The following is a 14,786-nucleotide window of genomic DNA, read 5'->3' as shown; positions in this document are numbered from 1 at the left end:
GAACAGCCTGCAGGCTGTTCTCTTTATTTATGGGCTTTAGCCCGTTGAGTGCGCAATTCCTTCAAATGCGCTTCTAACTAAACTCTCCACGTAGGGGTCGTCCAAGGATTCACCTGTTACAAGCAAACGATAGAAGATCGGCCCGTAAATGAGATCAATGCATGTGCCAATGTCGAGATTGTTTTTCAGTTCCCCGCGTTGAACCCCTTTTTCCAATAGACCTCTTGCCTCAAGACGGCGCGGACGGAAAAACCGATCGCGATAGGCCTCCGCCAATCCCGAATCGAACTGTCCCTCACCTAATAACTCCTTAATGATAGCCCCCTCCCGGCTTGTTAAAAACCCGGTTAAATTCGTGGCGTGAATTACAATATCATTAAATGTTGTGCCTGTATCAGGCACGGGTAATCTGTCCGTGGCGGCATTCAGGAAACCATCCATCACCACGGAAGCCTTGTTAGGCCACCATTTATATATTGTGGCTTTACTAACTTGGGCACGATCGGCAATTTTATCCACTGTGACGGCTTGAAAGCCATTTTCCAGCAATAACTCGTAAGAAGCGGAAAGAATAGACTTTTGAGCTTCTAGATTACGCGGCCGGCCTCTTTTTCCATTCATCGTCATCATCAACCTCTTTCGTCATACCTATCTGATCACGAAAAACAAACTATACGTTCAGTATATCAATTGGACATCAAAAAATAAATTGTGGCCGCCTATTTACAAAACTATACGTTCAGTATATTATTCAATTATAAAATTACTAAACTGTACGTACAGTATTTAAAATGGAAAAGGAGCTGCTTAAATGCCTACTTTAAAAAAGCAAACGGTCGAAAACAACATTTCAAAATGGTTAACTCTGCTTCTGGCTGCCGCATGCGGCATCATTGTAGCAAATCTTTACTATGCGCAGCCCTTGGTTGGGATCATCAGCTCTTCCATCGGGTTGTCCGCAAACAGTTCCGGCTTGATCGTTACATTAACACAGATCGGTTATGTAGTCGGCTTGTTATTTATCGTACCTTTGGGAGATATCGTTGATAATCGGAGGTTGGTTGTGACATCTTTACTTCTGACAGGTGTGGCTCTTGCAATCACGGCAATGTCAAAACAAGCTGCGCCATTCCTGGCGGCTTCGTTTGTTATCGGGATAGGGTCAGTCGCCGCGCAAGTACTTGTGCCTTTTGCGTCATATCTTGCATCCGATGCTTCACGCGGTCGCGTTGTCGGCAATGTCATGAGTGGTTTGTTGCTTGGCATTATGCTCTCGCGTCCGTTGTCGAGTCTGGTGGCCGACTTCCTGGGCTGGCATGCCGTATTCGCGTTGTCTGCCGCAGCGATAATCATTTTGGCAATCGTACTGTCAAAGGTGCTGCCTGCAAGAAAGCCCATGACGGACACACGCTATACCGCTCTGCTTGGTTCGATGTGGCACTTGCTGTGCACAACCCCGATTTTACGCCGCCGGGCTGCTTATCATGCATTTGTGTTTGCGACTTTCAGCTTATTTTGGACAACAGTTCCGTTACTGTTATCTGGCCCGGTCTTTCACTTTTCGCAAATAAACATCGCGTTGTTTGCGCTTGTTGGAGTCGCCGGTGCAATAGCCGCGCCTATAGCCGGGCGGCTGGCCGACCGCGGCTGGACTAAACCGGCAACGTGGATCGCACTCGCCACGGTCGCCGGTTCGATGTTGCTGCCTCTTATGTTCCGTACGGGTTCAATTACCGGAATTGTGATTCTCGTCGTTTCAGCTATTTTATTGGACGCCGGCGTATCCGCCAATCTTGTGCTTGGACAACGTGCGCTCTTCTCGCTGAGTCCGGAAATTCGCAGTCGGTTGAATGGGCTATTTATGGCTATCTTCTTTTTTGGCGGTGCTATCGGATCTGCAATTGGGGGATGGACCTATGCTACAGGAGGATGGAGTGCCGTGTTATGGATTGGAATGGCTTTCCCGATCGCAGCTCTCCTTTATTTTGCGACTGAGAAGAAGTAAATCTATTTCACTTAGCACTGGTAAGACCTAAACTGGTTCGAACACCATAATTGTAAGCGGGGGATGTTTCCTTTATTAGTGTTATAAGATCCTAGAAACGGCGCAATCCAAGAATAAATGCAGCCAGAGAAGCCAGGGAAGCGATCGTCCGCACATGATTCCAAGCTACCCAGCGAGATAGATAGTGCTGCCAGACTTCCGCACCTTTTGCGCTGTCGGGATTGACGGCGGCGAGCGCATTGTTAAGGGGCACGTTAAAGACGATCGTGGCGAGAAACGCGCCGACGAAATAGAGCAGGCTGCCGATCAGCAGGTATATTGCGCCAGGCGTATCGAACCGATAAAGCGATACGCCGGCCAGGACGAGAGAGGTAAGCGCCGTCCCCATGAAAACGAAACTGAAAAACGTCTGCAGGATGGTCGTGTTGATGGACTGCATTGCGGCAATTCCTTGCGCCGCCGGGAGCCGGGCAAGCGCGACCATCACGAAGGTTGAGAAAGCAAAGAAAATGCCAGCGATCAACCCCGAGCCGAGCGCTGTGACATAGGTGAGGATGATAATCCAATTATCCATGAACATTCATCTCCTTTTCAGCCCTTCGATTTCTTGCAGTCCCAATTAGCATAGGAATGGAGATCAGAAGACTGATTACAATCGGAATAATAGATCCCTCGAGTCCAAAGTCGCCCCCTGTGAGAAGTGCGGGACCGTGAACCTTAACCGTAAATAGACCGGCAGAAGGGTGTCCGGAAACAGGGATACCAAGTAAGCCTTCGACGGCATTCCAAGCAAAATGCAGTCCCATGGCAAACCACAAGTTCCTCCGCCACAAGAAAGCGGCTCCGAGCAGAACACCTGCTTCCAGGACAATGGCGAACGCGCTCCATAATGTTGCCCCTGTATTTCCGAGATGGGCAACTCCAAAGAATAGGGAGGTCACAGCAAGGGCGAGCGTTTTTCCTCCTATTTTATCAATGGCTTGAAGCATAAGTCCACGAAAGATAAGCTCCTCGACAATAGCTGCTGATAAAGCTGGTGTAATGGAGAATATTAGAATAGAGCTCGTATCCGCAGAACTTGCCCACTGAAAGGAGTACCCTCCCAGAGCCATAATAATTAAAGCGGACCCTATGATAAATACGGACCCTGTCAGTACGCCCAGAACAGTTTCCATCCCTGCGCGGTGTATTGATATTTCCGGAGTGGACCGCCGGGCCAGGTATGTCAGCCCGGAGATGAGGTTTACGGCAGACCCCGCAAGAACAGAATCGGAACATTAGCGGAGTTTATTGCTGTTCATGAGGAAGATATTTGTCTAAAACCGCAGAATCTAACCTTTGAAGAGGCGGCATCGATTCCGCTAATTGGACTTACGACTTACCAAGCTTTTGTTGATATACTGCATCTTCAAAAAGATCAAAAAATATTGATTCACGCAGGGTCGGGAGGCGTTGGAACCTTCGCCATTCAATTGGCCAAGCAGATGGGTGCTTTTGTTGCCACAACCGCAAGCGAGAAAGGCTTTGATTTGGTCAAATCGTTGGGGGCCGATCAAATTATAAATTATAAAAAAGAGAATTTTGAAGAAGTCCTTACCGGATATGATGCTGTTTTTGATACTTTGGGGGGAGAAGCCTTGGAAAAATCATTCCGCGTCCTGAAACCTGGCGGACAAGTTGTGTCCATCTCCGGCATGCCAAACGCAAGATTTGGAAAGGAAGCGAAACTGGGATGGCTGAAGACAACCCTTTTGTCCATCGTGAGCCGGAAGATCACAGCCATAGAGAAGAAGAGCCAGACCAGATATCACTTCCTTTTTATGAAACCAAGCGGAGAGCAATTGAAGGTTATCAAGGAATTTATTGAAGGAGGACTCATTAAGCCTATTATTGATAAGGTGTATCCTTTGAAAGATGCCGGGCAGGCCTTTAATTACCTGGAAAGCGGAAGAGCCAAGGGAAAAGTAGTCATTAAAATAAAATAGATGGAAGAGACCGTCCATAACCGGCTTCCCTATCAATCATATTGGCCTCTAGCTTTCTCATGATTTAGCAGCCATTCTTTGCGTGCGACTCCGCCGCCATACCCACCGAGTCCGCCGTCGGAGTTGATCACGCGGTGGCAGGGAATGACGATCGCGAGCTGATTGGCCCCGTTCGCTTGCGCTACAGCGCGATAGGCAGTAGGCTTACCAAGCGCCAGTGCGATGTCGGCGTAAGAACGAGTTTCCCCCGGTGGTATTTGTCGCAGCTGTTCCCACACGCTCTTCTGAAAAGGCGATCCCATAAGATGGAGAGGTGTCTTGAATTCGGTTAAAGATCCATCGAAGAATTGAGTCAGTTCTCGCTCAATAGACTGAATTGGCGCTGTCTGTCCGGGGATAATAGCCGCTTTTAATCGTATCCGCAGCCTTTCAACTTCGCGTTCTAACCCTCGACGATCTACGAACTCCAAGAGATAGAGCTCCTTTTCATCCGCAATAGCAACCATAGGGCCGAGTTGCGTGTCCAACCATGTTGCCTTAAGAATACAACTATCATCCAATAACGTAGGGGGTGCGCCCATAATGCGGGAGAATGCATCCCGAAATCCGCTGCTGGAATCGTAACCTGACGCTAATTGGGTATCGATAATTTTCTCCCCCGATCGGATGCTCTTCAATGCCAGGCCCATTCGACGGGCTCGAGCGTATTCCACAAAGGTCATGCCAAAACGCTTTTTAAACTGACGGCGGGCCGTTGATTCATCGAGGATAGAGCCCGGAAATCCTTTGACTTCCATCGTTTTTCAGGGTTTGCCTCAACCGCCTCGACGAGCAAGCGAATGATATCCGAGACTTGATTCGGATGGGACAAGGGCCGGCAGCGCTGACAGGGACGGAAGGAAGCCAGAAGTGCCTGCTGGGCTGTCTCGTAAAACTCGCAGTTATCGTACTTTGGCTTCCTGGCCGGACAAGTAGGTCGGCAAAACACGCCCGTGGACGTGACGCCTACGTAGAAGACACCTTCGTAGTCCGATCTTTTTTCGATAAGTGCTTTATAGTATTCGGCCTTGCGTTCCTCGTTAAGGATCATAATTCCACCTACATATTAAGATTAGAATGAGTTTATTATATATCGCCCGGACGATGGCCGTAGCCGAAAATCAGGCATCTATTTTTGGGATCACGACAACTATCAAACAAATGTAAGCCCTCCAGTCTATAATGTAAGCAGGAGTGAAGCAAATGAATGATTAGGAAAGGGGATGGAAGTAATTTGAATTTTAGAGAAGAAGTAATACAATTGCAGAATCGAAAAGCAGAGTTATTTGATGCGGATGTTCTAAACATTTTTAATGGGCAAAGAATGTATGATGAATTCCATTTCAATAAAATAATGGGTGAGTCAGACTATGTTCCATTTAATGAGGCAATGTGTGTGCATCCAACTTCAAAGCCCATTTTTGATGATCCATTTATTGAGCTTCGTGCGGAAGGACATCAAAGCTCAGTAGAAGGCTATAAAAAAATAGTCATAGAGCCTTTAAAACCCTTATTTCAAAATAGCTATAATTACATTGTTTTATGGTTTGGAGAAGATGTATTTTGCCAAATGAATTTATTAACCGTACTAGCTTATCTTGAGCAGTCTAATTATAAGGGTAAAGTTTTTTTAAATAGCTTTCGGGATGATGAATTTAAAGTACATCAAACGGAACTAACTTTAGGTAGTTATTTAAATGTTTATGAAGATGTATTACTGTATCAACAGAAGCCTTCGCTAGAATTATTGCCAGTCATGTATCAAGCTATCGAGCTGCATTTAAGTATGTTAGCCGAAGATAACAGTGTAAAGAAATATATTAAAAACCACGCCCATCTATCCGAGGTTGAATTGGTGAAACAACTGATTTCTGTATTTCCAACGCTTGGATACGGCGACCTGCAATATATTGAGATCATTAAGCAAGTACGTCATGTTTAAGCCGTACTCCGACTTTTGGGATCGGCCGGTTAGAACGTTTTCGTATTTTGAAACGATTCACTTTTAATATAAATAGAACAGCAGGAGAAGAGGGAGAAGAGTGAGTCAAGAAGGGGTTCGAGTAAAATCATTTACAGCCACAGAAGATAAAGGCAGCTTTCTGCAGGGAGTGAAGGATTGTATTCCAACCTTGCTGGGTTATTTGAGCATCGGATTTGCGGCGGGTGTTCTGGAGAAGACCGCGGGTATGAGCATCATGGAAATCATTCTGCTGAGTGTATTGCTGTATGCAGGCTCCGCACAGTTTATTGCGGCCGGAATGATTGCTGTGGGGAGCTCGGCAACAGCCATTATAATCACGATATTTTTTGTGAATTTACGGCATATTCTGCTCAGTGCGGCGCTGTCACCCTATTTTCGGCAGCTTACCATGTTTAAAAATATGCTGATCGGCTCACTTTTAACGGATGAAACCTTTGGTGTTGCGATTAATGAGGCTGCAAAAAGAAAGCAGATCCATGAAAAATGGATGCACGGTCTAAATCTGACTGCGTACCTCAACTGGATCGTCGCCAATATTGCAGGCGCCTATTTGGGACAATGGATTTCCGACCCGGAAAAATTCGGGCTGGATTTTGCTCTGCCCGCTATGTTTATCGGTTTGTTGATCCTCGCGATGGTTAGCCGTAAAAAGGTGAAGCTTGATGTTATCGTGGCGATTTGTGCGGTGTTCATTACGGTAGGCGTTGCGATGATATTCCCCGGAAATGTGGGGGTTATTGTAGCTACGGTAGTCGCTTCTACGATTGGAATGGTGATAGACAAATGGAAGTAAGATGGGATGTCTTTTTGATTATTATCGGGTCTGCGCTGGTGACGTTCTTGCCTCGGGTATTGCCGCTGATGGTATTGAGCCGAATGGAGCTCCCGGAATGGGGAATTCGCTGGCTGAACTATGTTCCCATATCCGTCATGGCGGCATTGGTTGGACAGGAGTTATTGCTGCAGGATGGACAATTTTCTCTATTAAACAATATTGAGCTACTGGCAGCAATCCCTACGGTTCTCGTCGCTATGAAGACGAAAAGCTTGCTCGGAACGGTATTGGCGGGAATGGTTTCGATTATGGTTTTACGCTACTTCTTATAGCAGCATAGTCGCAGGTAGATAGAAATTTAACGAGGGGGACAAGAACCGGCCCCTTCGTTTTTTGTTGGATGGGGCCGGATGCCGCACAAACCTCAATCGTCGTCACCTTCCTCCTCCTCCTCAATAAAGTCTTTGGCCGCTCAAGATACCTCTCACGCTTTCCGAACAAGGGGCGAGTAAAATACGTCACTATGCATATGCTGAATTCTACCCCAGTTACCGGGATTGGTCGTGTCCGGAGAGCGGCGCTCAAGAATAGCCTGATATAGATCGGTTTTTTTCTTCCAAGTGGGCAACGTGCCGTTTGGCTTCTTCGAGCTTGGCGAGAGCCGCTTCTTTATGCTCCATCATGAGTTTGTAGCGTTGCGGAATGGTTGAATCTCCTTCGAGGCATAAATCGACGTACATTTTAATGACTTCAATCGGCATACCGGATTGCTTGAGGCATTTGACGCCATGCAGCCAGTTGATGGATTCTTCATCGAACATCCGGATATTATTCTCATTGCGCTGTACGCTTGGCACCAGGCCTTTATCCGTGTAAAAGCGCACGGCGTGCTCGGTAAGTCCCGTGATCTGGGCAGCTTCTTTGACCGTATGCATGTAAAATCCTCCTTGGAAAATAAATTTCTAAAGACGCTTGACTTCGTGTAACACGAAGGTTCTAAGCTGATTGTATTGTAAATCGGCTGCAAGCGGAACCCCAATTTGCAGTATCTTGCAGTTATACATTTAAACAATAGGAGGAATTACCATGCAAACTGTAACATTGAACAACGGAGTGAAAATGCCGATCATCGGCTTCGGTGTCTACCAAGTTCCGAACGCTGAAGAATGCGAGAACGCCGTATATGAAGCATTGATGGCTGGTTACCGCCTGATCGACACCGCCGCTGGTTATTTAAACGAGGAAGCGGTCGGACGCGCGATCAAGCGCAGCGGCGTACCGCGTGAGGAGCTGTTCATCACGACCAAGCTCTGGGTTCAGGATGCCGACTACGAGAGTGCCAAGCTGGCGTTTGCCAAGTCTCTGAAGAAGCTGCAGCTCGACTACCTCGATCTGTACCTGATTCATCAACCGTTCGGCGATTACTACGGCGCTTGGCGCGCGATGGAAGAACTGTACCGGGAAGGTAAGATCAAGGCGATCGGTGTCAGCAACTTTCTACCCGATCGTCTAATGGACCTCATTGTGCATAACGAAATCGTACCTGCCGTCAACCAGATCGAAACGCATCCGTTCTACCACCAGGTCGAGAGCGCCGCTTTTATGAAAGAGCAAGGAGTGCAGCACCAGTCATGGGCACCGTTTGCTGAAGGACGGGGCAACATGTTCGGCAATGAAGTACTGGTTTCAATCGCCGAAAGACACAACAAGTCCGTCGCCCAGGTCGTGTTGCGCTGGCTGGTTCAGCGTGGAGTCGTGGTCATTCCAAAGTCGGTGCGCAAAGAACGGATCGTTGAAAACTTCGACATATTCGATTTTGAGCTCAGCGCGGACGATATCGAACAAATTTCCACCCTCGATACGCAGGAAAGCCTATTCTTATCGTACCGTGATCCGGAAGTCGCCAAGATGATGGGCAACTGGAGAGTCGAACTGTAAGCCTTGAACGACTGAAAGGACAGGTTGCGTACCTGTCCTTTTTTTATCCCTATTTACAAGGGTGCGATATTGCAACTATTTGTCTCTTTTGATGGATATGGGATCACAGATTTTATGGGATAGAATCCTGGTATTTGTCGATATACAGCGTGCCGTCCAATTGGAGCTCTGCATAAAATACTTGATCCAAAGAATCAATTTTGGCTTTCTTTAGTTGTCTATCGAGCCAGACCTCGGAGACATCCAATTTTCTAAGATTTTTTTCTACGATTTTACCATCAACGACAAGCTCAGTCGGGATTCTTTGAATAGGCGTAATGTTTGCTTTTATATCTTTTTTTGTTGAGGGCAGTAGTTCTTCTTTCTTCAACACGCTGAGTTGACCATCAGGTTCCAGAATTGCAAATTCAACTTCTTCGGGTGAAAAGACGTCCTTGTTCCGAAGCAACATGCTTAAATCGTCGATGTTGAGATGCTGCTTTGCCAATGCCTTTTCCAGAATCATTCCTTGTTTGATGAGAATTGTAGGCTGGCCGTCCAGAATTTCACGAGCTTTGACGGACTGCAATCCGATCCATGCGATGAGGAACGCCAAGAGTGACCATAAGACCAGGCTGGATATTCCCTGCAGGAGCGTGATGTGTCTGTTGACGATAATCTCGGCCGTGGTGGAGCCAAAGGTAATCCCTGTTACATAGTTGAAAAAAGTTAAATGTCCGACCTGTTTCTTACCGAGCAGGCGCGTCAAAACGAGTAAAGCAACGAAGGATATTGCCGTACGAAACAGAATTTCTCCATACGTCATGTGCTGAGCTCCTTGCATAACAGATAGTTTAGATTGGCCTTCATTTCCACTTCTTATACTTGCAAGTGAAGGGGAACCTACTATTTGGAGACAGCGCAGTGAACTCATAATCTCATTGATGGTGGATAATGGGAGTTGCTATAATAGTTCTATGTCAACCTCAATAAACACCACCAAATTATATATCCCTGCGCTTCGGTCGAGGACGGTACTACGCCAGCGTTTAACTGAAAGATTGAACAAGGGTTTGCACCGCAAATTGACCCTAATCTCTGCACCGGCGGGCTATGGCAAAACGACGTTAGTCTGCGAATGGCTAGCCGGTTGCAAGCGGCCGGCCGCATGGCTTTCGCTTGAACAGGGAGACACCGAACTTACACGCTTTTTGACGTATATGATTTCCGCTCTTCAGACTTTAGAGGAGAATATAGGAGAAGGCGTGCTTTCCGTACTTCATTCCCCCCAACCGACACCGACGGAGTCGATCCTAACAGCTCTTCTTAATGAACTTGCAGCCATTCCATCTCCTCTTATCCTTGTCCTTGATGATTATCATGCGGCGAGCTCAAGAGAGATCGATGAGGCGGTAAGCTTCCTGCTGGACCATCTTCCCACACAGCTGCATCTTGTCATCACGTCCCGCGAGAACCCTGCCATTTCTCTGCCACGGTTGCGAGCTCGGGATCAGCTAACCGAGCTGCGCGCTGCAGATCTGAGATTTACGCCCACTGAAGCGGAAGCCTTCTTTAACCATGTCATGGATCTTCAACTCTCCACGGATCATATAACCGAGTTACAATTACGCACCGAGGGATGGGCTGCGGGCCTGCGTTTGGCCGCGCTATCTATTCAGGAGGACTCCGATGCCGATCGGCTCCTTCAGTCATTCACCGGCAATCACCATTTCGTGCTGGATTATCTGGCAGAAGAGGTTCTGCAACGCCAGCCTTCAGCCGTCCAGGATTTTTTGCTGCGAACCTCTGTCCTTGAGCGATTATGCGGATCTTTATGCGATGGCCTAATGGCTAATGCTGAGGCTTCCGGCAAAGACATGCTAATCGAACTCGAACGAAGAAATTTGTTTATTGTTCCTTTGGATCAGGAACGACGCTGGTATCGCTATCATCACTTGTTCGCGGATATCCTCCGTAGACGGCTGATGGAAAGTATGAGTGAGAGTGATATCTCCGAATTGCACCAGCGAGCGAGCATGTGGTACGAAGACCAAGGCTTTGAGATCGAGGCGTTTCACCATGCCGTCAAGACTCAGGACATCGCGCGAAGCGCACGTCTGCTTCAAGGCGGCGGGATGCCGTTGCATCTGCGAGGAGCTGCAAGAATGGCACTCGACTGGCTGAAGTCGTTGCCCGCCAAGGAACTGGACATAAGACCGGAATTATGGGTGTATTATGGCTCCGCCCTATTGATTGCCGGTAAGCCGACGGAAGTTGAACCCAAGCTCCGTGCAGCGGAGGCCGCATTGGAAGGCATTGAACAAGACGTCGGAGACAAGGAGCTGATCGGATGGATCGCGGCCACTCGCGCGACATTGGCCTCCTTGATGTCAGCCGATAATTACAATGGTGCTGAACCGAATCTACAAGCGGCTGAAGCGGCTATGCAAGTCTCGGAACCCGAAGATAAGACGGCTGATCTTGTTGGATTGATTACACCTGCCCGAAATGCGGTGAAGAGTGAAACAGACGGAGTAGACCAAGTCATCGCCCAATCACGACGAGCGCTTGCCTATTTGCGACAGGACAATCTGCCTGCCCGGACGGCATCCGCTTGGATGCTAGGCGTCGCTTGTCAGCGGCGGGGGAATTATACCGAAGCATGTACGGCTTATAACGAAGTTATAGCGAATTGCCGAATCATCGATCATCAACTCATGGCGGTGATGGCCATGGTCGGAATCGCCCAGATCAGGGAAGCCGAGGGGCGGCCCGATCTGGCATCAGAGCGTTACCGGGAGGTTCTGAGAGTGGCAGGTAATCTGCCTCACCCGGCTATAGAAGAAGCTAAGATGAGTCTGGAGCGTATAAACCGCGTCCTTGAGGGCGGACTGAACGGTACCCTGATTGAGCCGCTTAGCCAGCGCGAAATGGAAGTGCTGCAGCTCATCGACCAGGGACTCTCCAACCGGGAGATCGCCGACAAGCTATTTCTGGCACTGGATACGGTCAAAGGCCATAATCGAAGGATTTTTGAAAAGCTTAATGTGCAACGACGCACAGAAGCGCTCGCCCGCGCCCGCGAACTGAATTTAATAACGAGGACTCCAAAACCACACTAAAGTGTCTATAGGTCCCATCCTCTTTGAGCTATACTGCAATCAATTAGCTGGGAGAGGGGATCAGGCATGAAAAGGACGGAGAGAGTGGTAGGGGCATTGTTTTTGTTATCGACATGCTCATTTCTGATAGGCAGCGGGATGTTGGAACCTATTTTGCATCGAACGGACTTGCTTGTCAGTGTGGATTCGGATCGAATGAGAGTTTTTGCAGCGCTGTTCTTAGAGCTCATCAATGCCATAGCGGTTGTGGGGATTGCCATGTTGCTGCAGCCGACGTTAAAGAAATATCATGAGGTGTTTGCGTTCGGTTACTTCGCTTCTCGTGTCATGGAGTCGTCATTGTTGATGATAAGTTTAATCGGTCCGCTGATCCTTCTCGCGTTAAGCAAGCAGTCTGTATCCGCAGGAACCTCCGGGGATGCATACCTGCAAGCGTTAGGAAATTTAGCGGTGGAGGCCCACTATTTGCTGTTCGATATAGCCATGCTCGTGCTGAGTTTAGGAAGCTTGTTATTTTGCTGTATTCTCTATCGATCGAGACTAGTTCCACGATTGTTGTCCATTATCGGCTTGATTGGATATACCGGTTTGTTAGCAAGCAGTTCTCTGTCCGTAGCCGGACTGGATGTTGGGGAGGTTCTTTATATCCCTGGAGCGATATTCGAAATCGCCTTACCGGTTTGGCTCATAGTGAAGGGGTTTAATCGGCATACGCAAGCTCCCGCCAAATAAGGCAATACAAAAAGGCTCCTCACTCGGATTTTGGCCGGATGCGGAGCTTCATATTTTTATGGGTGCGTGAGTGTTCTATCGCATTGGCGGCCTTCCTAAAGGGTTGTTATATTACTTATATAATATGACTCAGGGAGGAATAGCCGTGAAACTGGGAGCTACGTTATACATTAAGAATACGGTTGAAGCTGTAGAGTTTTACAAGGAAGCCTTCGGAATGACGCTGGGATATAACGAGAAATTTCCGGATGGAACATACATGCACGCGGAGCTGCTAAGAGACGGACAACAAGTATTCGCTGTCAGCGAATCTCAAAATGACGCCTTTGTTCAAGTTATGTTAGCATCCTCATTACAAGAGTCGCGTCCGACCATGAGTTATGGAATTAATTTTGATAACGAAGATGAAGTAAGCAAAGCATTCTCCATGCTGGCAGAAGGCGGAAACGTTCTTTTTGAGTTAGGTTCTCTCCCTTGGAGTTCTTGTTGTGCTGAAGTAATAGATAAGTATGGCGTTTATTGGTACATAAGTGTGTGATCCCGGAACCCGGGTTATTAATCGGTTACTGTATGGGACAGCTGCAAGAAATAACGTTTGTTTGGCTACTCAAGTTTTTTTCGGGCTCGATATTGCTGCGGCGTTACTCCGACAACTCGTTTGAATAAGTTTGAAAAGCTTCCTAAACTGATATAACCTACACTTTCTGCAATGTCAGTGATCTTGTATTCGGTTGCTTCCAGCAAACGCTTGGCTTCTTCTATTCGTTCCTGAATAATGACGTCCGATAAGGATAAACCCGTTTCCTTCTTGAACATTCGTGATAAATAGGCCGGGTTCAGGTAGACATGTGCAGCCAGCTCTTCCCGAGTGATCTCTTGATTCAGACGTGAACGAATATATTGTCTGATCTTGGCGACAACAGCGGAGGATACGCTGTTACTTGTCCTAAGCACACGTACAGTGGCCGCGAGACACTCCATCGTCCAGTTCTGCAGGGCGGCGGGGTGTTTCGGGTAATTTTCCTTGTCCGTCAAGGTTTTTAACTCCTCCGATTTGTGCAGGGATAAACCTTTTTTGGCCAAAATTGTATGAATAATGAAGAGAACGCCATGGAAGAGCTGGCGATGCGATTCATTACTCCATTGATCTCCCCTGATGTTCGAGAACCATTGCTTAACACGCCGGTCCAACTCCTCCAGTTCGCCGAGTTCTAACACGGTTGCCCACTCTGCAAACAAGTTCATTGGAGCCGCCGTTGGGATTTGATCAAGGACTTTTTCCGAAGGCGGACAGACCGGAGTGAATACTTGGCGAGAACTGTTTAAATTGCGCTGCTCTCTCTCCGTAACATATGTGTAGGCGCCAACGATATCTTGCAGGTGAACCGCCGGGCTGATATAGATAGACAGGGAGCATTGAAGCAGCCGTTCACACGCACTCAAGAATGCCCTGCCATTTTGTTCAAGTCGGTTGCTTACAGGGCTTCCTTCACATCTCTCATATACGACCGCCAGATTGTGGCCTACATGATCCTGCAATATGGCGCCTTCCAACCCATTTAGGAGTAGTTCCTCGGCCAAATTGCGAAGCGCATATTCCATAATGGTCTCATCACGCGCGCTTAGGTTTTCTTTCCATTGTTCCAAGCCTAACAGGGCGATATAATAACGGTCCCCCGGCTTTAAATCCAAATTGTACGTTTGCGCAACTATTTGCAACGAATCCGGACGGATCGAAACTCGTTGGCTAAGAATGTCCTGCCAGAATCGTTCCACTAAAATAGGCAGCTGATGCTCCCACTTTCTCCGATACTCCCGCATAAGCGCCTCAAATTGCTGTTGTTCTTTCTGCCTGTCGATTCCCGCTATCGCTTCACACACGACTTTCTTTAGTTCCTCATAATCAACGGGCTTCAGCAAATAATGGAATGCCCCGTGCTGGAGAGCCCGCTGTGCGTACTCGAAATCTGCATGGCAGGTGAGCATAATCGTAAGCGTCACTGGCGAGTGCTGCTTCACCCAGGCCAGCAAGTCCAATCCGTTCCTCCCCGGCATCTCGATATCGCAAATCAGCAGATCCACCGGATGCTGCTTCAGACACTCTATTGCTTGCTCCACGTTCTCCGCCAGGAAGACGTCCGTCACGCCTAGCTCGCTCCAGTCGATGCCTTGCTGCAAACCGAGTAAGGCGAAGTACTGGTCATCGACGATCAAAGCTCGGTACATA

At 48.0% G+C, this 14,786-nt stretch carries 12 protein-coding genes and 4 pseudogenes; 9 read left to right on the top strand and 7 right to left on the bottom strand.

Going from position 1 to position 14,786, the window contains the following annotated elements; translation table 11 throughout:
* Positions 1–36: 36 nt before the first annotated feature.
* Complete coding sequence (locus NYE70_RS17570; protein WP_341047182.1) at positions 37–630, bottom strand: TetR/AcrR family transcriptional regulator; 594 nt, start codon at positions 628–630, stop codon at positions 37–39.
* Between the two features lie 181 nt (positions 631–811).
* Here NYE70_RS17570 and NYE70_RS17565 point away from each other — a divergent pair, with 181 nt between their 5' ends.
* Entirely contained in the window at positions 812–2,005 is a 1,194-nt protein-coding gene (locus NYE70_RS17565; RefSeq protein ID WP_341047181.1) for an MFS transporter, read from the top strand.
* A gap of 91 nt (positions 2,006–2,096) precedes the next feature.
* Here the strand turns inward: NYE70_RS17565 and NYE70_RS17560 are convergent, their stop codons facing one another.
* Together NYE70_RS17560 and NYE70_RS17555 are read right to left on the bottom strand one after the other, a co-directional pair.
* Positions 2,097–2,579, bottom strand: a complete 483-nt coding sequence (locus tag NYE70_RS17560) for an anthrone oxygenase family protein (protein WP_213653378.1) — start codon at positions 2,577–2,579, stop codon at positions 2,097–2,099.
* Positions 2,572–3,180 (bottom strand): CPBP family intramembrane glutamic endopeptidase, encoded by a 609-nt coding sequence (locus NYE70_RS17555; RefSeq protein WP_341047179.1) that lies wholly within the window; start codon positions 3,178–3,180, stop codon positions 2,572–2,574. Before NYE70_RS17555 ends, NYE70_RS17560 begins: the two co-directional genes overlap by 8 nt.
* A gap of 57 nt (positions 3,181–3,237) precedes the next feature.
* Between NYE70_RS17555 and NYE70_RS17550 the strand changes: the two are divergent.
* A pseudogene (locus NYE70_RS17550) lies at positions 3,238–3,990 on the top strand (NADP-dependent oxidoreductase); the annotation flags it as partial.
* Between the two features lie 32 nt (positions 3,991–4,022).
* On the opposite strand, the pseudogene NYE70_RS17545 reads toward NYE70_RS17550, so the two are convergent.
* Positions 4,023–5,080, bottom strand: a pseudogene (locus tag NYE70_RS17545) (bifunctional transcriptional activator/DNA repair enzyme AdaA).
* A gap of 162 nt (positions 5,081–5,242) precedes the next feature.
* On the opposite strand from NYE70_RS17545, the pseudogene NYE70_RS17540 reads away from it, so the two are divergent.
* The 3 genes and pseudogenes from NYE70_RS17540 to NYE70_RS17530 all read left to right on the top strand — a co-directional run.
* Positions 5,243–5,971, top strand: a pseudogene (locus tag NYE70_RS17540) (AraC family transcriptional regulator); the annotation flags it as partial.
* A 100-nt stretch (positions 5,972–6,071) separates the two neighbouring features.
* Entirely contained in the window at positions 6,072–6,806 is a 735-nt protein-coding gene (locus NYE70_RS17535; protein WP_290406467.1) for an AzlC family ABC transporter permease, read from the top strand.
* Positions 6,797–7,120 carry an AzlD domain-containing protein gene (locus tag NYE70_RS17530; RefSeq protein WP_341047177.1) on the top strand — a complete coding sequence of 108 codons (324 nt, stop codon included), beginning with the start codon at positions 6,797–6,799 and terminating at the stop codon, positions 7,118–7,120. The genes NYE70_RS17535 and NYE70_RS17530 overlap by 10 nt, the downstream gene beginning before the upstream one ends.
* Before the next feature lie 152 nt (positions 7,121–7,272).
* Here the strand turns inward: NYE70_RS17530 and NYE70_RS17525 are convergent.
* A pseudogene (locus NYE70_RS17525) lies at positions 7,273–7,723 on the bottom strand (MerR family transcriptional regulator).
* Positions 7,724–7,874: 151 nt separating this feature from the next.
* Here NYE70_RS17525 and NYE70_RS17520 point away from each other — a divergent pair.
* Positions 7,875–8,726, top strand: a complete 852-nt coding sequence (locus NYE70_RS17520; protein WP_211024557.1) for an aldo/keto reductase — start codon at positions 7,875–7,877, stop codon at positions 8,724–8,726.
* Positions 8,727–8,838: 112 nt separating this feature from the next.
* Here the strand turns inward: NYE70_RS17520 and NYE70_RS17515 are convergent, their stop codons facing one another.
* Positions 8,839–9,531: a DUF421 domain-containing protein gene (locus NYE70_RS17515; protein ID WP_341047627.1), complete on the bottom strand. Its 693-nt coding sequence runs from the start codon at positions 9,529–9,531 to the stop codon at positions 8,839–8,841.
* A gap of 235 nt (positions 9,532–9,766) precedes the next feature.
* Between NYE70_RS17515 and NYE70_RS17510 the strand changes: the two genes are divergently transcribed.
* The 3 genes from NYE70_RS17510 to NYE70_RS17500 all read left to right on the top strand — a co-directional run bounded on the left by NYE70_RS17510 (position 9,767) and on the right by NYE70_RS17500 (position 13,097).
* Positions 9,767–11,827 (top strand): LuxR C-terminal-related transcriptional regulator, encoded by a 2,061-nt coding sequence (locus NYE70_RS17510; protein ID WP_341047176.1) that lies wholly within the window; start codon positions 9,767–9,769, stop codon positions 11,825–11,827.
* Positions 11,828–11,893: 66 nt separating this feature from the next.
* Positions 11,894–12,559 carry a DUF4386 domain-containing protein gene (locus tag NYE70_RS17505; RefSeq protein ID WP_341047175.1) on the top strand — a complete coding sequence of 222 codons (666 nt, stop codon included), beginning with the start codon at positions 11,894–11,896 and terminating at the stop codon, positions 12,557–12,559.
* A gap of 145 nt (positions 12,560–12,704) precedes the next feature.
* Positions 12,705–13,097 carry a VOC family protein gene (locus tag NYE70_RS17500; protein WP_341047172.1) on the top strand — a complete coding sequence of 131 codons (393 nt, stop codon included), beginning with the start codon at positions 12,705–12,707 and terminating at the stop codon, positions 13,095–13,097.
* 65 nt (positions 13,098–13,162) lie between these two features.
* Here NYE70_RS17500 and NYE70_RS17495 read toward each other — a convergent pair whose 3' ends face one another.
* The gene (locus NYE70_RS17495) at positions 13,163–14,785 is read right to left on the bottom strand and encodes a response regulator (protein WP_341047170.1); all 1,623 of its coding nucleotides are present in this window, start codon (positions 14,783–14,785) and stop codon (positions 13,163–13,165) included.
* Position 14,786 lies beyond the last annotated feature (1 nt).

The organism is Paenibacillus sp. FSL R5-0407, assembly GCF_038009185.1.
Taxonomy (GTDB): Bacteria; Bacillota; Bacilli; order Paenibacillales; family Paenibacillaceae; genus Fontibacillus; species Fontibacillus vini.
This window is presented reverse-complemented; position numbering and strand designations above follow the sequence as displayed.